This is a genomic window from Mycobacterium kyogaense (genome assembly GCF_003254575.1).
Taxonomy (GTDB): Bacteria; Actinomycetota; Actinomycetes; order Mycobacteriales; family Mycobacteriaceae; genus Mycobacterium; species Mycobacterium kyogaense.
Genome location: NZ_QJUA01000006.1, coordinates 93,201 through 111,323, shown reverse-complemented (window position 1 = coordinate 111,323; position 18,123 = coordinate 93,201). Strand labels below are relative to the sequence as shown.

The 18,123-nt window shown below is 67.1% G+C and carries 19 protein-coding genes; 15 read left to right on the top strand and 4 right to left on the bottom strand.

The annotated features are described in order from the left end of the window. The first annotated feature begins 170 nt into the window (after window positions 1–170). Window positions 171–782, top strand: coding sequence for a TetR/AcrR family transcriptional regulator (locus tag DMB80_RS06775; protein WP_162938434.1), 612 nt, complete (start codon window positions 171–173; stop codon window positions 780–782). On the opposite strand, the gene DMB80_RS06770 is transcribed toward DMB80_RS06775, so the two are convergent. Together DMB80_RS06770 and DMB80_RS06765 are read right to left on the bottom strand one after the other, a co-directional pair. After that, on the bottom strand, window positions 779–2,473 hold the full coding sequence (locus tag DMB80_RS06770; RefSeq protein WP_111509145.1) for an amidohydrolase: 1,695 nt from the start codon (window positions 2,471–2,473) through the stop codon (window positions 779–781). The two genes, DMB80_RS06775 and DMB80_RS06770, sit on opposite strands and share 4 nt — an antisense overlap. A 5-nt stretch (window positions 2,474–2,478) precedes the next feature. Further along, window positions 2,479–3,903: an APC family permease gene (locus DMB80_RS06765; RefSeq protein WP_111509144.1), complete on the bottom strand. Its 1,425-nt coding sequence runs from the start codon at window positions 3,901–3,903 to the stop codon at window positions 2,479–2,481. An 82-nt stretch (window positions 3,904–3,985) separates the two neighbouring features. Here DMB80_RS06765 and DMB80_RS06760 point away from each other — a divergent pair, with 82 nt between their 5' ends. Beyond that, window positions 3,986–4,588 (top strand): TetR/AcrR family transcriptional regulator, encoded by a 603-nt coding sequence (locus DMB80_RS06760; RefSeq protein WP_111509143.1) that lies wholly within the window; start codon window positions 3,986–3,988, stop codon window positions 4,586–4,588. Between the two features lie 61 nt (window positions 4,589–4,649). Here the strand turns inward: DMB80_RS06760 and DMB80_RS06755 are convergent, their stop codons facing one another. Then, window positions 4,650–5,837: an ROK family transcriptional regulator gene (locus DMB80_RS06755; protein ID WP_162938433.1), complete on the bottom strand. Its 1,188-nt coding sequence runs from the start codon at window positions 5,835–5,837 to the stop codon at window positions 4,650–4,652. A gap of 82 nt (window positions 5,838–5,919) precedes the next feature. Between DMB80_RS06755 and DMB80_RS06750 the strand changes: the two genes are divergently transcribed. The 10 genes from DMB80_RS06750 to DMB80_RS06705 all read left to right on the top strand — a co-directional run bounded on the left by DMB80_RS06750 (window position 5,920) and on the right by DMB80_RS06705 (window position 15,015). Next, window positions 5,920–6,882, top strand: a complete 963-nt coding sequence (locus tag DMB80_RS06750) for a sugar phosphate isomerase/epimerase family protein (protein WP_111509141.1) — start codon at window positions 5,920–5,922, stop codon at window positions 6,880–6,882. 16 nt (window positions 6,883–6,898) lie between these two features. Next, window positions 6,899–8,053, top strand: coding sequence for an ABC transporter substrate-binding protein (locus DMB80_RS06745; protein WP_111509140.1), 1,155 nt, complete (start codon window positions 6,899–6,901; stop codon window positions 8,051–8,053). 10 nt (window positions 8,054–8,063) lie between these two features. After that, entirely contained in the window at window positions 8,064–9,140 is a 1,077-nt protein-coding gene (locus tag DMB80_RS06740) for an ABC transporter ATP-binding protein (protein ID WP_111509139.1), read from the top strand. A 3-nt stretch (window positions 9,141–9,143) separates the two neighbouring features. After that, a complete protein-coding gene (locus DMB80_RS06735) occupies window positions 9,144–10,070 on the top strand; it encodes a hypothetical protein (protein ID WP_111509138.1) in 927 nt (308 codons plus the stop codon). After that, window positions 10,067–10,855, top strand: a complete 789-nt coding sequence (locus DMB80_RS06730) for an ABC transporter permease (protein ID WP_111509137.1) — start codon at window positions 10,067–10,069, stop codon at window positions 10,853–10,855. The genes DMB80_RS06735 and DMB80_RS06730 overlap by 4 nt, the downstream gene beginning before the upstream one ends. Continuing rightward, on the top strand, window positions 10,852–11,901 hold the full coding sequence (locus tag DMB80_RS06725) for a Gfo/Idh/MocA family protein (RefSeq protein ID WP_111509136.1): 1,050 nt from the start codon (window positions 10,852–10,854) through the stop codon (window positions 11,899–11,901). The genes DMB80_RS06730 and DMB80_RS06725 overlap by 4 nt, the downstream gene beginning before the upstream one ends. 178 nt (window positions 11,902–12,079) lie before the next feature. Next, window positions 12,080–12,688 (top strand): L-lysine exporter, encoded by a 609-nt coding sequence (gene lysE / locus DMB80_RS06720; RefSeq protein ID WP_111509135.1) that lies wholly within the window; start codon window positions 12,080–12,082, stop codon window positions 12,686–12,688. 45 nt (window positions 12,689–12,733) lie between these two features. After that, window positions 12,734–13,318: a TetR family transcriptional regulator gene (locus DMB80_RS06715; protein ID WP_111509134.1), complete on the top strand. Its 585-nt coding sequence runs from the start codon at window positions 12,734–12,736 to the stop codon at window positions 13,316–13,318. Between the two features lie 47 nt (window positions 13,319–13,365). Next, window positions 13,366–14,319, top strand: a complete 954-nt coding sequence (locus tag DMB80_RS06710; RefSeq protein ID WP_162938432.1) for an ABC transporter substrate-binding protein — start codon at window positions 13,366–13,368, stop codon at window positions 14,317–14,319. Window positions 14,320–14,331: 12 nt separating this feature from the next. Then, a complete protein-coding gene (locus tag DMB80_RS06705) occupies window positions 14,332–15,015 on the top strand; it encodes a queuosine precursor transporter (protein WP_111509133.1) in 684 nt (227 codons plus the stop codon). Here DMB80_RS06705 and DMB80_RS06700 read toward each other — a convergent pair. Next, window positions 15,012–15,878 carry an EamA family transporter gene (locus DMB80_RS06700; protein ID WP_111509132.1) on the bottom strand — a complete coding sequence of 289 codons (867 nt, stop codon included), beginning with the start codon at window positions 15,876–15,878 and terminating at the stop codon, window positions 15,012–15,014. The two genes, DMB80_RS06705 and DMB80_RS06700, sit on opposite strands and share 4 nt — an antisense overlap. A gap of 39 nt (window positions 15,879–15,917) precedes the next feature. Between DMB80_RS06700 and DMB80_RS06695 the strand changes: the two genes are divergently transcribed. Genes DMB80_RS06695 through DMB80_RS06685 form a run of 3 tightly spaced genes read left to right on the top strand, consistent with a single transcriptional unit; the run spans window position 15,918 to window position 18,014 of the window. Beyond that, window positions 15,918–16,562, top strand: coding sequence for a 5-oxoprolinase subunit B family protein (locus DMB80_RS06695; protein WP_111509131.1), 645 nt, complete (start codon window positions 15,918–15,920; stop codon window positions 16,560–16,562). Next, window positions 16,559–17,467 (top strand): 5-oxoprolinase/urea amidolyase family protein, encoded by a 909-nt coding sequence (locus DMB80_RS06690; protein ID WP_111509130.1) that lies wholly within the window; start codon window positions 16,559–16,561, stop codon window positions 17,465–17,467. Before DMB80_RS06695 ends, DMB80_RS06690 begins: the two co-directional genes overlap by 4 nt. A gap of 10 nt (window positions 17,468–17,477) precedes the next feature. Then, window positions 17,478–18,014, top strand: a complete 537-nt coding sequence (locus DMB80_RS06685) for a GNAT family N-acetyltransferase (protein ID WP_240431037.1) — start codon at window positions 17,478–17,480, stop codon at window positions 18,012–18,014. Window positions 18,015–18,123: the final 109 nt, after the last annotated feature.

Genomic DNA, 18,123 nt, shown 5'->3' with positions numbered 1-18,123 from the left:
CTTTCGCATCCGGCCGACACAGCCGGCACCGGCCGCGTCTGTCGGTCATCCCGTAGACCGCATGAGAACGGTACGGTACCGTTCAACGCGTCGCAACCGCTTGACGCGCGCACGAACGACTGCTCTCCCCGCTGCGAACGTCAGTGATCGCGGATGCATTCCGATCTAAGGTGAAAAATGTGAACACCGAGTCCACGGAAGACACCGCGCAGTGTCCATGGACGACGCGTGAAGCTGAACTGCTCGCCGTCACGCTGCAGCAGTTGCAGCAGCACGGATACGACCGGCTGACCGTCGAGGCCGTCGCGGCGGCAGCACGGGCGAGCAAGGCGACCATGTACCGGCGCTGGCCCTCGAAAGCAGACCTGGTGCTAGCGGCATTCATCGAGGGCACCCGCAGCTCATCGGTGCCGCCCCGTACCGGCTCACTGCGTACGGATCTGCTCGAGATCGGGCGCGCCGTGTGCGAGCATTCCCGCGACCACACTCCGACCATGCGGGCGGTACTGAACGAGATGTCCCACAACCCGCGGCTCAGCCAGGCATTTCAGCAGAAGTTCGTCATACAGCGCAAGATGATCATCGACGGCGTGCTCGCCGCCGCGGTGGAACGAGGCGAGATCGACGCATCGGCGATCAACGAGGAGATCTTCGATCTGCTGCCCGGATACCTCGTGTTCCGAGCGTTGGTCGCCGACCGACCGCCGACCGAGGAAACCGTGCGAACCCTCGTGGACACGGTGCTGCTGCCCAGCTTGACCAGGAGGGTCACCGACTTCTAGTGGCAGTGCACGTGCTCGACGGCCGTTGCCGCGGTCACCGGATCGACCGCGACATCCGAGCCCACGCGATCGGTCAGCGTTCCGGTCGAGTGCGCGACCGTCCCGTCGACCATCGTCAGCTCGGCGCGCTGGTGCAGTAGCGCCTCCGGCGAGCTCTGGTAGTCGTACAGGTCACCGGACCACACCACGAGATCGGCCAACAGCCCGGTCCCGATGCGGCCCCGGTCATGTTCCGCGTGCCACGCGCGCGCACCGTGGACGGTGTAGGCCTCCAGGCCGCGATCCAGGCCGACCCGTTCGTCGACGGTCCACGGATCGGAACCGTCCAGCCCGGCTCGCGTCGCCGCCGAGTACAGGCCGACGAGCGGATCCATCTCCCCCACCTGCCAGTCGCTCGAGAATGCCACGGTCGCACCGGATTCCAACAGGCTGCGGAAACGCCACGCGCGATCCCACCGCTCCTCGCCCACGTTCTCCATCCAGGTGCCCGCGACCAGATCCGGCGAGCAGTGTCGTGGTTGCATCGCCGCCGTCACACCCAGTTCCGCGAACCTCGGCAGGTCGTCGGGGTGCAGGCACTCGACGTGCACGATTCCGTGCCTGCGGTCGCGCGTCCCGTTCACCCGAGCGGCGTCCTCGATTGCGTCGAGGGTCAGGCGTATTCCCGCGTCTCCCGTCGCGTGGGTGTGGGTCTGGAATCCCATCCTGTCGAGTTCGCCGATGACGGCGACGAGATCGCGTCCCGGATAACTCGGCCGTCCTCGCTGACCCGGCCGGTTGGCGTAGTCCTCGAGCATCAGCGCGGTGTGCGGTTCGATGACGTCGTCGGCGTACAACTTGACCGGACCCAGTCGCAGCATCGGGTGGTCCGCCGCTGAATCGACCGCGTCACGCAACCGCCGGCGGAAGCCGCCGTCGGCGCCGACGGGATGGAACAGCGCCGCGATCACCCGCGACGTCAACACCCCCTCGGCCAACGCCCGTTCGAACAACGGCAATTCAGCAAGCGGCACCTGTGGTTCCACGACCGTGGTGATGCCCAGCGCTGTCGCCATCCGCATGCTCGACTGCAGCTTTCGATAGCGGCGGTCGGGCGAGTACATCGGGACGTCGGCTTGCAACGCCGCAAGGCCCGCCTCGGTCATGGCGCTCGTGTAGAAGTCGGTCACCCACCCGGTGGGATCTCCGGTGACCTCGTCGCGTTCGGGCCGTCCCCACGGCACGTCGGTACCGTCAGCGATGCCGAGCACCGCCAGCGCTGCGCGGTTGAGCCATACCGAGTGCTGGTCGTAGGTCGTAATGAACAGCGGCTTGTCGGTGAGCCCGTCGAGGTCGCCCGCGTTGGGGCGACGTCCCTCGACCACCGAGTAGACAGCGTTCTCGGCGCAGATCCACGTCAGATCACCTCGCCTGCCGGCGAATTCGGAGATGCGTCGGCGGACCTCCGTGAGATCGTGTGCACCCTCGAGCGACACGGCGTCCTCGTCGAAGCCGAGCAGCAGGTGGTTGTGGCTGTCGACGATGCCCGGCGTCACCAACCGGCCACCCGCATCGATCACCTGCCGGGCTGCGGGAGCGTCGGCGGCGGGGCCGACGAAGGCGATGCGGCCGGCACGGACGCCGACCACCTCGGCCCACGGCAGGGCGTCGTCGAACGTACGGACGCGCGCGTTGGTGATGAGAGTGTCCATCTGCGTCAGCCCTCCTCATCGCGCACGTCGAGCAACAGCAGGTGAGTGCCCGCCCGCGAGCGCAGATAGCAGAAGTAGTAGGCGTATCCGGCCGCGACGATGCCGACCGCGATGCCGAGACTCAGCCACTGGTTCGGGTCGAGCACGCCGACCACGAAGATCGCCACGATCGCGAGCAGCGCGGCCACCGGCGGCAGCGGCCACCACGGCATCCTGTAGCCGTCGCCGGGAGAAGACTTGCGCCGCATGATGATCGCGGCGAGCGCTATGAACCCGTAGCTGAAGGCCAGTGTCGATCCGGTGGCATTGAGAAGCACGTCCAGCGGTACCAGGCAGCCGGCTGTGGCGAGCACGCCCATCACGATGGTCGCGGCCCACGGCATCTGCGTCGACGCCGATACGCGGGTCAGCGGGGCCGCGAGCGAGGCGGGCAGGGCCTGGTCGCGTGCCGCGGCGAACAGCAGGCGGCCGGACTGCAGTGCGATCGCGATGATCGCGTTGACGATCGCCAGCGCGATCGACACCAGCACGAACACCGTCACGGCGTGTCCGGCACGTTCCTCGAGGAACGCCTCGACCGGCAGATCCGACCCGAACAGATCGGTCAGTGAACCCGTGCCGAGAAGGATCGCGGCCAACGGAACGATCTCCGCTGCGATCGTGATCGCGGCGCTCCACAGCACCGCGCGGGCGACAGCACGCCTGGCGTTCTTCGTCTCCTCGGCGAAGTACACCGCACCGCCGTAGCCGTTGTAGGAGAAGATCCCCTGCGTGACGGCGATGACGAGGCCGGCGATTCCCAGCGGCGCCAGGCCACCCGTCGCGGCGTCGAACGCCTGCGGATCGAGCAGGGCACTGACCGGCCGCTCGACGTGTACGAAGCCGAGGACGGCCAGCAGCGCAAGTGCGGCCATCTCCACGAACAGGAACGCGCCGGTGACCCACGCGTTCGCGCGGATGTTCAGGCACGCCGTCGCCGTGGCCAGCACCGTCACGACGACCGCCGTCCACAGCGGGTCCAGGCCTGCGATCGCGACGCCGAGGTAGTCGGCGACGCCCAGCGCGAAGATCGCCACGATCAGCGGCAGCGTGACCAGGCCGACGAAGAACACCGCGACACCCGTTGCGGGGCCGAGGGTTCGGCTGACCAGCGAGTAGTCACCGCCCGCGACGGGATGGCGGGATGCGAGCTCGGCGTAGCAGAGCGCGATCAGCAGGCTGATCGCACCGGCGATCGCAAAACCCCAGAACACCCCCGTGCCGTAGGCGGTCAGCGCGGCGCCGCCGAGGACGAAGACGCTGGAGGCCGGCGAGATGCCCGACAGTGTGATCAGGACGTTGCCGCCCACGCCGAGCGAACGCGAGAGCACGCCGTCGTAGGTCGCAGGCGGCTGGCCGGTGACGCCGGGGGGCGTCGTCGATCGGGTCATTTCGGGTCCAGACGTCGGGGTGAAGAATTCTTTGACAGTAACGTCGAAGAATGTGACATGTGACCTCGATTACTGTCAACCCATGGCTCGACCGCGTAATCAGGGCGCCCGCCGACAGGCCCTCATCGAGGCCACCTACAGCGCCGGACAGAAGCGCGGCCTGCGATCGCTGTCCCTCACCGATGTCGCCGAGCAGGCCGGACTGAGCCGCGGCACGGTGCTCTACTACTACGACGACCTCGACGCACTGCTCGTGGAGGCGCATTCCGCCGGCGTGGAGCGATTCTGCGACGAGCGCGATCGCCTGGTCGGCGAGACGACGGACGCTCGCAGGCAACTCGGCATCGCGATCCGGGCGGGCCTTCCCAGCGGACCCGACGACGCGCTGATGCGACTGCTCTACGAATTCGACTTTCTAGCAGGCAATTCCGCGCTGCACGATGAACTCGTGCAGAAGATGTACCTCCGCCAGACCGCCACCTACCGCGGCATCGTGGCCTCGGGCAGGCGCAGCGGCGCGTTCACGCCGAACCTCGACGACGATCAGCTCGCGATGACGTTCGTCGCGCTCGAAGACGCCTACGGGTTGCACGTCGTCGCGGGCAACTCGCTGCTCACGGTGGACGCCGCGGCGGCCGCCATGGTCGCGGTAGCAGCTGAATTGGGTTGCCCACCAAGCGAATAGACGGCGGTCCATGGACGTCGTGATCGTTCGCCCATCCAGAACTCGTCATTGAATCAGGGCATCAGCCCGCTACCATCGCATGACACGCATACTCCGCCGCCCCCACGGCCCCGTCCTCCCGCCCCGTCTGGCATATCCCGATCACGAGCCCCTTGGTCGCTGCCGGCCGGGCATGCTCGTACACCTGCTGCCGCACCGCCGACAGGACCACATTCTCCGCGCCCCGGATGCCCGTCGAGACGAAGACCGCCGCGGGGTTGAGGATCGTCACCAACCCGGCGATCGCATAACCCACGTCTTTTCCCGCAGAACGCAAGAGCGCTGTCGCAGAGGGATCTTCCAACAGCGCCGCCTGCCCGATTGTCTGCATCGACAGCGGGCCCGCAGCACGCAACTCCGCCAGGGCCGGCGAAGCCCCCGACGACGCCAGCGCTTCCGCCTCCCTCACCAACGCCGGCGCTGACACCGACGCCTCCAGGCATCCCGTGTTACCGCACGCGCACACCGCATCGCTCGCCGGGTCGACGCACACGTGCCCGATGTCCCCCGCGTACCCGTCGCTGCCCCGCACCAGCGCGCCGTTCACCACGAGCCCGCACCCCACGCCGCTGGAGATCTTGACCACCGCGTAGTTACGCAACCCAGACGCCGGCCCACCCCTAGCCCGCTCCGACACCGCCAGTACATTGACGTCGTTCTCCACGTAGACCGGAACACCGAACCGGCCCGAGAAAAAAGCCCCGATCGACACACCCGCCCACGCCGGCATCGTCGGAGGAGGCTCCGATACCTGACCCGCGTTGTCGATGTCGGCCGCGATCGACACCCCGATCAACCGCATCGTGGTCCGCGCACTGGTCAACTCTGCCTTCAGCGCCACAGCGATCGCTGTCAAGGACGGCCCAGGATCCGAGGGTGCCGAACACTCCACCACTCGCCGCGTCACAACCGTCCCGTCGAGCTGCATCAGCACCAGCGACACCCCACCCGCGTCGATGTCCACCCCGGCCGCCACACCGAACGAGCCGTCCCCCAGAGCCAACCGTGTCGCCCGCCGGCCACCCGTCGAGGCCATCGACTCTTCCTCACGCACAACTTTTTTCGTGATCAGCGATCCCACTTCCGGCGACAACCGCGACCGCGACACGTCCAGCCGTTCCGTCAGATCCGCCCGCGCCAGAGACCCTCGGGTCAACAGCTCCCCCACGACCCGACGTTGCAGCGGCGTCAGCCGCACCAGTTCCGTCATGAAAAGACGCAAGATGTTCTAGACACGGACAGAAGGGTCTCATAGCGTCGAGAACGACAGCAAGACCCCGACGTTCTAAGGGATGGCAATGAGGCTCGGCTTCTACACCGACTACAGCGGCGACATCGCAAAGTTCGCCCAGGACACCGGTTTCACGTCAATGGAGCTGTCCGCGTGGCCCCAGTCGTCACTCAACGCCGACGAGGTCACCGATGAACGGCTCAGAGAGATTCGAGCCGACCTCGACAACCGCGGCATCGCGATCTCCGCGCTGGGTTATTACCCCAACTACCTCGCTGCCGACGAAGCCGAAGCCACTGAGTACAAGCGCTACTTCCGTAAGGTGATGCAGCTCGCCGCTCGCATGGAGGTTCCCGCCGTCTGCACATTTGCCGGTATGACCCCGGGCCTCAGCGTCGAAGACTGCATGCAACCCTTCACCAACCTGTACACCGAATTCACCAAAGAGGCAGAGGATCTCGGTATCAAGATCGGCATCGAGAACTGCCCGATGCTGCATCACAAGAACCGCACCGGCGAGAACCTCGCCTTCTCTCCCGAGATCTGGCAGGCGATGTTCGAGGCCGTCCCCTCCCCCGCCCTGGGCCTGGAGATCGACCCGTCACACCTGGTGTTTCTCGGCATCGACTACCTCCAGGCGATATACGACTTCGGCGACCGCATCGTGCATTTCCACGCGAAGGACATCGACATCGACGAGCGCAAACGCGGCCGCCTCGGCTTCTACGGCAACGCCTTCGGGCCGATGCAGGGATTCGGAAACGGTTGGTGGCGATTCCGCGCCCCCGGCTGGGGTGTCATCGACTGGCGCCGCGTCATCACCGCCCTGACCGATGTCGGCTACACCGGCAACCTCGACATCGAGCACGAGGACGAGGTGTTCGCCAAGGCCGCGATGTCGAAGATCGACAGCGAGGCCGACATCGTCGAGATGCTCGGAAAAGAGCCCAACGCCTTGGTTTTGGGGTACCGCTATCTGGCGCCGATGATGCCGCTGGACTCTGCAGAACTGCTTCCGCACTAACCCTCAGGAGCCGGTCATGAGTCGCATCAAACACATCCTCGCCGTCACTGCAGTCGGTGTCCTCGCCATGGGAGGAGTTTCGGCCTGCGGCAGCTCCAGTGAGAGCACCTCGTCGTCCGGGGCATCCAGCGCCGGTGTCACGGAGAAGCCGGCCACCAAACCCGGCCGCCTCGTCATCCGCATCTGGAGCGGCGACCAGGAGAAGGTCTACGCCGACACCGCCGCGGCGAAGTTCACCAAGGACACCGGCATCCCTATCGTCTGGGACACCACAGACGAAGCGGTCAGCTACACCAAGCTCAACCAGGAGATGCAGTCCGACCAGCGTCCTAGCGCCGACGCCTCTTTCAACGCCCAGCAGCGTGCCTACACCAATGCCGCACGCGGATGGACGATTCCTCTCAACCCCGAAGTCGTCCCCAACCTGAGAAAGGTCACCGCTGAGACCGCCGCCCCGCCCGACCACACCGACGGACCGTGGGCGTACCTCAACCCCTACAGCTTGACCGTGCCGTTCCTCGTCCGCACCGACAAGATCGACCCTGCGACCGTGAAGACCTGGGACGACCTGTTCAAGCCCGAACTGCGCGAAAGTCTCGCCGTCGACACCATCTACTCGTCGACCGCATTCGGCTTCGCCCAGTCGATGGGGGTCGACCCCGCGAACAACCCGCCCGCCGGCATGGATTACGTCTGGGCCAAGATCTCCGAACTCAAACCCAACCTCGCTCAACTCGGTTCCAATTCCGACCTCGTGACCGCACTGACCACCGGCTCGGTCAAGATGGCGATCAGCAATTCAGGCACCGGCATCCAGGCGCAGAACGCAGGTGCCCCCGTCGCACTCGTCGCACCGTCCGAAGGCATCTATGTCGTCGGCGACGCCTACTACATCCACAAGGGGATTCCGGACGAGAATGCCTACTACGCCCAGGTTTTCGCCAACTACCTGCTCGACCCCGAGGTGCAATCGGTCGTCGCCGACAAGCTGGGCCTGATTCCGGTCAACCCGGACGCCACCGTGCCCGCCTACATGGCAGACAACAAGGCCGTTTTTCCACGCAGCGCTGAGGACCTGAAAGCCGTCAAAGCGGTCGTGGCGCCCATCCCGCTGATGGCGAAGAATGACGAGGCATGGCAGAAGGCCTACGACGCTGCGATCGGCCGCTAGGACGCACGTGATGAACTCGACCGCCGCCATCCGGGTGGAGCATGTCGTCAAGACCTACGGGCACATGACTGTGCTCGACGATGTGTCCGTCGAGATCGGCGTCGGCGAGTTCTTCACGCTCCTCGGCCCTTCGGGCTCCGGCAAGTCCACCCTGCTCAGGGTCATCGCCGGCCTGCTCGCCGCCGACAGTGGTGACGTCATCATCGATGGCCGCAGCATGACCGGCCGCCCGCCGCACACCCGCGACCTCGGCGTCGTGTTCCAGTCTCTAGCCCTGTTCCCCCACCTGTCCGTCGGTGACAACGTCGCATTCCCGCTGCGGATGCGTCGGGTCGGCCGCAAAGAGATCGCCCGGCGCGTCAGCGAGGCACTCGATCTCGTTCAGCTGCCCAACCTGCAGCAGCGCGCCGTCAGCGAGCTGTCCGGCGGGCAGAGCCAACGCGTTGCATTGGCGCGTGCGCTCGTCTACGAACCACGCATCCTGCTTCTCGACGAACCGCTCTCCGCGCTCGACCGCCGGCTGCGCGAATCCATGCAGCTAGAACTCACCCGCATACACCGCGAGCTCGGCGTCACCATCGTCAACGTCACCCATGATCAACGCGAAGCCCTCCTGGTCAGCGACCGCATTGCCGTCATGGACGCCGGCCGTGTCGTGCAGTGCGGACCGGGTTCCGAGCTGTATGCCAATCCTGCAACCACATTCGTGGCCGGATTCCTCGGCGACCCGCTTCTCCTCGAGGGCTCCGTCGACAGCGCGGGGACGTTGCGGTGCTCCGCCGATATCTCGGTCACCGTCGCCGTCGGGTCCTCCGTGCCACTGGGCCGTGCCACCGCGGTCATGCGGCCCGAACGCCTGCGCCTCGTCCCCGCGGACGAGCGACATTGCTATGACAACGGGCTCCCGGGCGAGGTGCAGTTCTCCGCGTTCGACGGCCAAGGCACCTTCTATCAGATCCGACTGGAGTGTGGGCCCACCGCCGCCGTGCACATCCCTGCCAGTCGCAACGGCATGACCCACGACGTAGGCGACGCTGTCGTCGTCGCCTGGAACACCGACGACGTCCCCATAGTCACGCAGGCGTGACCGATGCACTCGCGCAACGTCTCCGAGAAGTGGCACTCCCAGGACACCCCTGCGCTGTTCCGCATCATCGACAGCCTCATCGTCGTGCGCACAGCCGTCTACAAGGCTGTGCCTGCGCGGGTCGGACGCATCGCCGCACTGATACCCGGACTGATCCTGGCCGGCTCCCTGGTCGCCGGACTCGGCGTGCTGCTGTGGAGCAGCATCCGCGAGTACGACAGCTTCCTCGCCGATGAGGGCGACCTGTCCTTCACGCAGTACCGTGACCTCGTCGCCGACCCCCAGTTCCACACCGTGCTGTCGCGATCGCTGGTGATGGCTGTGCTCGTTCCTCTGGTGGCGATCACCATCGCCATCCCGTATGCGTTGACACTGACCCGAATCCGGTTGCGTTGGCTGCGCCTCGCCCTCCTCATCGGAGTGTTCGTGCCGATGCTCACCGGAGACATCACCCGCACCTTCGGCCTGCTCGTGACCATCGGGCCGGGCGGGCCCGTCGAATGGATGACCGGCGCATCCCTGGTCGGTGGCCTGTGGGGCATCGGGATCGGTATCGTGCAGATCCTGCTGCCCGCTGCCGTCGTCGTGCTGCTCCCCGCCGTGCTGCGCGTCAACCCTGAACTCGGCGCCGCTGCAGCCACTCTCGGGGCCACACCGTTCATCGTCTTCCTACGAATCACGCTGCCGCAGTTGCGAGTCGGGATCATTGCCGCTTATGCCGCCTGCTTCGCGCTGACGATGGCCGCGTTCGCCGACCCCGCCATCCTCGGCCGCGGCCTGAAGAATTTCGTGTCGAACTTCCTGCAAGACCGCTACCTCGGGCTGGGCAACCCACCGCAGGGCGCCGCGATCGGCATCTTGCTGCTGCTCATCCTCAGCGTCGGCACTGCGCTCATCCTGTTCCTCGGACGGGCCAGGAGAGGCCGGTGAAGCGCATCCGCGTCACCGCCGTCATCACCGGCCTGGCGCTGATCCCGCTGTTGGCGCCGACGCTGCTGGTACTCGTGGCGTCGCTGTCGTCCGGCGAGGTGCTGACTTTCCCGCCGCAAGGCTTCACGACGCACTGGTACACCGACATGTTCAGCAACCCCGACGTGTGGATGGCGCTGGGCAACAGCCTTTTCGTCGCGGGCATCAGCGTGGTCGTCAACGTCGTCTGCGGCGTCCCGGCCGCGCTGGCGCTGCCAAATGTGGGGCGTTACAGCAGGATGCTTTTCACGGTGTTGCTCTCGCTGGGGTTGTCGTCGCCGACGATCGTGACGGCATTCGCCTATTTCGACCTGTACGGCTGGCTCGGGGTCCGCGGCAGCCTGACCGCGGTCGCCGTAGCCGTTGCGGTGACGTGCTTCCCTTTCATGCTGTGGACGGTGCTGGCAGCGATCGAGGACACCGACCCCAACCTGGTGCCCGCCGCGGCCACGCTGGGAGCAGATCCCGTCGAACAATTCCTGTTCGTGCGGCTGCCGCTGCTGGCGCCTGGCATCGTCACGGGCGCATTGGTGGTGTTCGTCCTGAGCATGACCGACTTCGTCGTCAGCCAGGTGCTGACCAACATCGACAACCAGACGCTGCCGGTGTTCGTGTACTCCGGTCTGCGGGGCGCGATCACGCCCGCCCTCGGAGCGGTGTCCGCGTTCTTCATCGCGGTCGTGGCCTTGGCGTTCGCCATCGTGCTGCGCCTGGGCAAGGTGGAAAGGTTTCTGTTCCGTTCATGAAAGCTGGCATCGTCGGAACGGGCTTCATGGCCCGCACCCACGCAGAGGCCCTCGCTCGGCTCGGTATTTGCGTCGGCGGTGTCGTCGGATCGCGGACCGTCGACTTCGCGCCCACCTACGGCAGCTTCGACGACATGCTGGGCGACGCGGACGTCGTACACGTCTGTTCGCCGAACCATCTTCACTTCGAGCAGGCGCTCGCCGCATTGCGGGCCGGCAAGCATGTCGTCTGCGAGAAGCCGTTGGCCCTGTCGTCGTCGCAGGCGCATCAACTCTGCTCTGCCGCGGACGAATTCGGTCTCGTCAACGCTGTCTGCTTCATTTCGCGGTTCTACCCGCTGTGCCAGGAGGCAGCGTCTCGGTTCCCGGGCGAGGTGCGCCTCATCACCGGAAGCTATCTCCAGGATTGGCTGTCGAAAGACACCGACTGGAATTGGCGACTCGACCCCGCTGTGGGAGGACCGCTGCGCGCAGTCGGCGACATCGGTTCGCATTGGCTCGATCTCGTCAGCTACGTGACGGGTCAGCGGATTGAGGCCGTGATGGCAGATCTGACGACGGTAGTGCCCACTCGTCAGCGACCGACCGGCGCGGTGGAGACGTTCGCCTCCTCGTCCGGTCCGATTGAGCCAGTGCAGATGTCGACAGAGGACGTGGCAGGAATGCTGCTGCGGTTCGAGGGCGGCGCGCGCGGGGTACTGACACTGTCGCAGGTGTCGCCGGGCCGCAAGAACCATCTGAGCTTCGAGATCAGCGGCGCCTCGGAATCTCTGGCTTGGAACACCGAGGATCCCGAGCGCCTGTGGATCGGGCATCGGGACGAGCCCAACCAGATCCAGCTGCGTTCCACCGGCGACTACCCGGCCGGCCACGCCCAGGGCTACCCGGATGCGTTCAAGGCACTGTTCCGCGCGGTGTACGCCGCCGTCGACGGCGGCCCAGCAGAGGGTTATCCGACATTCGAGGACGGCTTCGAACAGGTCGTCGTCGGCGAGGCCATCGCGGAGAGCGCACGCTCCGGACAGTGGGCGTTCGTCCAGCGCTGAGTGGCTCTACCGCCATCGCGGTGGGGCGAGGGTCGTGCGGGGTGACTGGACATGGCTGGGGCTGGAGCACAGAGGCAGCGCAGGTGCGCGTGGCGGTGCAGATACCCATTAGGGAAATTGAACGACGTGAAGAATCTTTAGCTGTACTTGCTCCCGCAGGCTGCCTACCGTCGTCGTCATGTCCCCCGCCGCCCTGGTTCTCCTGACGGGCTTCGCCACGTCCATGGCGCTGATCGCCGCGATCGGCGCGCAGAACGCCTTCGTACTTCGACAGGGCATCCGCGGTGAACACGTCCTGCCGGTCGTCGCTGTGTGCACGGTGTCGGATCTCGTCCTCATCGCCGCCGGCATCGCGGGCTTCGGGGCACTGGTCAGCGCACACCCGCGACTCGTCGACGTCGCAACCTATGGCGGCGCGGCATTCCTTCTCGTCTACGGGCTCCTCGCCGCGCGCCGCGCATTACGCCCAGGCGTGCTGACCGCCGCCGACGCCCGGCCGGCGCGCCTGGCCGGTGTCCTCGCCACCTGTCTCGCGCTGACCTTCCTCAACCCGCACGTGTATCTCGACACCGTGGTCCTGCTCGGCACCCTGGCGAACGAGCATCGCGATCAGCGGTGGTTGTTCGGGGTCGGTGCCGTCACGGCCAGCGCCGTCTGGTTCACCGCGCTGGGCTTCGGGGCCACGCGACTGCGCGGTTACTTCGCCTCTCCGCGCACGTGGCAGGTGCTCGACGGGACCATCGCGGCAGTGATGATCGCGCTAAGTGTGACACTTGTCCTCAGCTGATCCGATTCGCAGATCTGCGCTCAAGACTGCCGCCACAATCGACGGATGTCCCTAGAACACACTGAGGGGCTTCGCGAACGCAAGAAGCGTCAGACCCGCGAAGCGGTGCGATGCGCCGCCTTTCGGCTCTTCGAGCAACTCGGCTACCCCAACACGACCGTCGAGCAGATCGCCGCGGCGGCCGACATCTCGCCGCGCACCTTCTTCCGCTACTTCCCCACCAAAGCCGCGCTGCTGATCCCCGATCAGTTGACTGAGCCGGTCATCGAACTGTTCCTGGCGGCGCCCGCCGAACTCTCTCCCATCGCGGCCTACCGGTACGCCGTCGAGCAGATGTTCACCGGCATGGACGGACCGGTGTGGCGCGACGAGATGGCACGCCAGCGGCTGCTCTACACGCTGCCGGAGGCCAACGGCGCGCTCTACATGACCTATATCGAGACCATCGAGCTGATCACCGACGCCCTCGCGACCCGGCTCGACCTCCCGGGCGACGACCCGCGCCTGCGCATCACCGCCGGCGCGATGACCGGGGTCATGATGGCCGCGCTGCACAACACCCCCATCGATCCGGCCGCGATCAGCAGGGGGCTGAACTTCCTCGACGAGGGTCTACCGCTGACGTCATAGCTCGGCAATGTCCGGCGACGTCGGGGTCGGCTCTATATTCTCGCCGGGTGCCCGAAGTGTGGACCCGGCGGAATGTTCTGGCATTGACGGCAGTGGCGGCGATGCTGACCGCCTGTCGATCCGAGAAGCCGGGTGCGGTGGCCTCCGACGGTTCGGTCACCGTGACACACGCCTTCGGAGAGACCAAGATTCCCAAACCTCCGACGCGCGTCGTCAGCGCGGGGCTCAACGACGCCGACGACCTGCTGGCGCTGGGCGTGGTGCCCGTCGCGATCACCGACTGGTTCGGCGGGGAGCCCTTCGGCGTCTGGCCCTGGGCGCAGGCGCGACTGGGCGGCGCCACCCCGGCGGTGTTGTCTCTGGCCGACGGCGTCCAGGTCGAGCAGATCGCCGCGGCGCGGCCCGACCTCATCGTTGCGACCAACGCAGGCCTCGACCAGGACACCTACCAGGCCTTGACGGCCATCGCGCCGACCATCGCACAGTCCGGCCGCAGCGCCTTCTTCGAGCCCTGGCGCGACCAGGCCGCGCTGATCGGACAGGCCACCTTCCATCACGACGACATGACGAAGATGGTCGCGGACATCGACGCATCGCTGAAGAAGGTCAAGGACGACCACCCGGAGTTCGCGAACAAGACGGTGCTGCTGCTCGACGGCCGGGTGGACGGCGGCGGCGCCCGGGTCACCGGCCCTGCCTGGCGACGGGCGTTCCTCACCGACATGGGCCTGACCCTCGCCGATGCCGACGGCACCATCGCGCCGGACCGGCTCGGTCAGGTGCTCGACTCCGCTGACGTCGTCATCTGGGCCACCGAGAGCGACGAGGAGCAGGCCGCGCTGGTGGCCGACCCCGTCGTCGCCGCGTCGCGGGCGACCACCCGCAAGCACACCGTGTTCACCGGCAAGGAACTCGCCGGTGCGATCGCCTACGCCTCGGTGCTGTCCTATCCCGTGGTGATCGACAAGCTCCCGCCGATGATCTCCACCGCGCTGAGCTGATCTAATGGGCCGGTGACCGAGACCCACACCGAACAGCACGCCACCTTCGCGCGCGTCGGCTCGGCCTACTATCCGATCCTCGTCGCGGTGTTCACCGCACTGGTGATCATCTCCAACGTGACCGCCACCAAGGGCGTCGCGTTCGGACCGATCATCACCGACGGCGGGTTCATCGTGTTCCCGCTGACCTATGTGATCGGCGACGTGCTGAGCGAGGTGTACGGGTTCAAGGCCGCCCGGCGCGCCATTTTCGCCGGGTTCGCGATGAACATCCTTGCCGCCCTTGCCTTCTGGGTGACCATCTACCTACCCGCCGCGGACTTCTACACCAACCAGGAGCACTTCGAGAACGTCGTGCACGCCTACACTCAGCTGATCGTGGCCGGGCTCGCCGGCTTCATCGTGGGCCAGACGCTCAACGCCTGGGTGGTGGTGGCGATCAAGGAGCGCACCAAGGAGAAGCACCTGTGGGCCCGGCTGGTGGGGTCGACATTCGTCGGTCAGCTCGGCGACACCTTGGTGTTCTGCACGATCGCCGCGAGTGCCATCGGCATCTCGACGTTCAAAGACTTCGCCGTCTACACCGCGCTCGGTTGGGTCTACAAGACCGCGGTCGAGGTCGTCATGCTGCCGATCACCTACCGGGTCATCGCGGTGATCAAGCGCCGAGAGCCCACGTATCAGCTGGTGGGCTAACCGACTTCGATGTGCATGTCGGCCTGCCGGCCACCGCTGCGCGCCGCACCCACCCCGGCGATCACCACCACGAAGATGCCGATGATCGCGGACACGCCGAGCTCCTGATCCAGCAGCGTGAAACCGACCACGAAGGCCAGCGCCGGCTCCAGACACATCAGCGTGCCGAACGCCGCCGTCGTCAACCGGCGCAGCGCCAGCAGCTCGAGCACGAACGGCACCACCGGCAGCAGGATCGCCATGCCCAGACCGATGAGCACCACCTGCCACGTCATCCTCTCGAACACCGTCGAGCTGACGGTGAACGTCGACACCAGGCCCGCGATGGGCATCGACACCGCCAACCCGGTCACCCCCGCCACCTGATCGCCGACGTTCTGGGTCAGCAGGATGTAGAGCGCCCACGCCGCACCCGCGGCGAGCGCCAGCATCACGCCCTTGAGGTCGACGCCACCGCTGAAGGGCTGGCTGAGCAGGATCACCCCGAGTGCGGCCAGCCCCGGCCACAGCACCCGCGCGAGACCGCGGCCGTGCGCGGCGGCGACCGTGAGCGGACCAAGGAATTCCAGCGCGGTCGCGGTGCCGAGCGGCAACCGGTCCAGCGAGGCCATGAAGAACAGCGACACCGCGGCACTCACCACGCCGAGCACCACGCACATGGCAAAGGTCTTGGCGGTGAACGCCGACGGGCGCGGCCGCACCCAGAGGAGCAGGATCAACCCCGCCCATGCCAGCCGCAGCCACGCGGTGCCGTCGGAGCCGATGTGGTCGATCAGTTTGACCGCGACCGCCATACCCAGCTGTACCGAGACCATGGCGGTCACCGTCATCAGCGCGCCGGCGCGCGCCGACCCCCCACCCATTCGTGCATTCAACCGTGCGCGCGACGGTAGCGTTGGCAGATGGGTGTGACAGCAGCCGCGGTGCACGATTACGGCGATCGGGCGCTGCTCCTGGAATTCGGCACGACGGCCGAGGTGCTGGCCTGGACGGAGGCCCTGCGCGCGGCCGAGCTACCTGGCGTGGTCGACCTGGTGCCCGCTGCCCAGACCGTCCTGATCATCCTGGCGGGCGCCAGCCACCAGGCCCCGACCCGTCAGCGGATCGGCCGAGTCGCGCCCACCGCCGACACCGTCGCCGAATCCAGCGCTCCCCCTGACGGGCAGGCCGTCGTCCTCGACGTGGTCTACGACGGAGCGGACCTCGACGAGGTGGCCCGGCTGACCGGACTGTCTGTCGACGAGGTCGTCGCCGCGCATACAGGCCGGCCCTGGCGCGTCGGATTCTGCGGATTCGCACCGGGTTTCGGCTACCTGCTCGACGGCGACGAGCGACTCGAAGTCCCCCGGCGCGCCGAACCCCGCACCAAGGTGCCCGTCGGTGCGGTGGCGCTGGCGGGATCGTTCAGCGGCGTCTACCCCAGGGAATCGCCCGGTGGCTGGCAGCTCATCGGGCGAACCGACGCCATGCTGTGGGACATCGATCGTGACGAACCCGCGCTGCTGACACCGGGGCGCTGGGTGCAGTTCCGGGCGGTGACGCCGTGACCGGGGTGACCCTGGAGATCCTGCAGCCGGGCCCACTGGCCCTGGTCGAGGATCTCGGTAGACCGGGTCTTTCCCACCTCGGGGTGACCCGCTCCGGGGCCGCCGACCGGCGCTCCCACACGTTGGCCAACCGGCTGGTGGCCAACCCCGACGACCGGGCCACCGTCGAGGTCACGCTGGGCGGGTTCACCGCGCGGGTGTGCGGCGGCGATGTCACCGTCGCGGTGACCGGCGCCGATGCCGATCCAGCGGTCAACGGAATCCCGTTCGGCACCAACAGTGTTCACCACGTTCGCGCGGGCGAGGTGATCTCCCTGGGGCCGGCCCGCTCGGGTCTGCGGTCCTACCTCGCGGTGCGCGGCGGATTCGACGTCGACCCCGTACTCGGATCACGCAGCTACGACGTACTCTCCTCGATCGGACCTCGCCCGCTGACATCCGGGGACGTGCTGCGCGTCGGCGAACACACCGACGAGTTCCCCGAGCTCGACCAGGCGCCGGTCGCCGCACTCGACGACGACGTCATCGAACTCCGGGTGGTCCCCGGGCCCCGCGACGACTGGTTCGTCGACCCCGACGTCCTCGTACGCACCAACTGGCAGGTCACCGACCGTAGCGACCGCGTGGGTGTCCGGCTGGTCGGCATGCCGCTGGAGTACCGCTGGCCGGATCGCCAGTTACCCAGCGAAGGCGCGATGCGTGGGTCGATTCAATTGCCGCCCAACGGTTTTCCCGTGATACTCGGCCCCGACCATCCTGTCACCGGCGGCTACCCGGTGATCGGCGTCGTCGTCGACGACGACGCCGACGCCATCGCGCAGGCCCGGCCGGGCCAGACGGTACGGCTGCACTGGGCGCGCCCGAGGGCGCCGTTCTCACCACCGGACGAGGGCCTGGCCTGGTAGACCTGCAGGTGTGCGTGCCCGCCTCGTCCACACCTCCGATCTCGACGACGACCTCCGCGCCGATGCCCGGCGGATGCTCACCGAGGCATACGACGGTGAGTTCTCCGACACCGACTGGGAGCATGCACTGGGCGGTATGCACGCGGTGATCTGTCAGCGCGGGGCGATCGTCGGCCACGCCGCAGTGGTCCAGCGGCGGCTGCTCCACCACGACACGGCACTGCGGTGCGGTTACGTCGAAGCAGTGGCGGTGCGGGAGGACCACCGCGGTCAGGGGTTGGCGCACGCGCTGATGGAGGCCGCCGAGCAGGTGATCCGCGGCGCCTACGTCATCGGCGCGCTGAGCACCAGCGACCTGGGGCGGCCGCTGTACTCGAGCCGGGGCTGGACGCCGTGGCCCGGCACGACATCGGTGCTGACCCCGAGTGGCCTGGTACGCACCCCGGACGACGACAGCAGCGTCTTCGTCCTGCCGGTGACCTCGTCCGTCGACCTCGACGCGGCCGGCGACCTCGCCTGCGACTGGCGGGACGGCGACGTCTGGTGAGGCCTCACACGGAGCCCGCATCGGCGGTGAGCATAAATTCACGGCCTGTCCGGCGGTGACACCGCACGGCAACGACGGAGTAACCGGCGCGAAACACGACCTGTTTAGA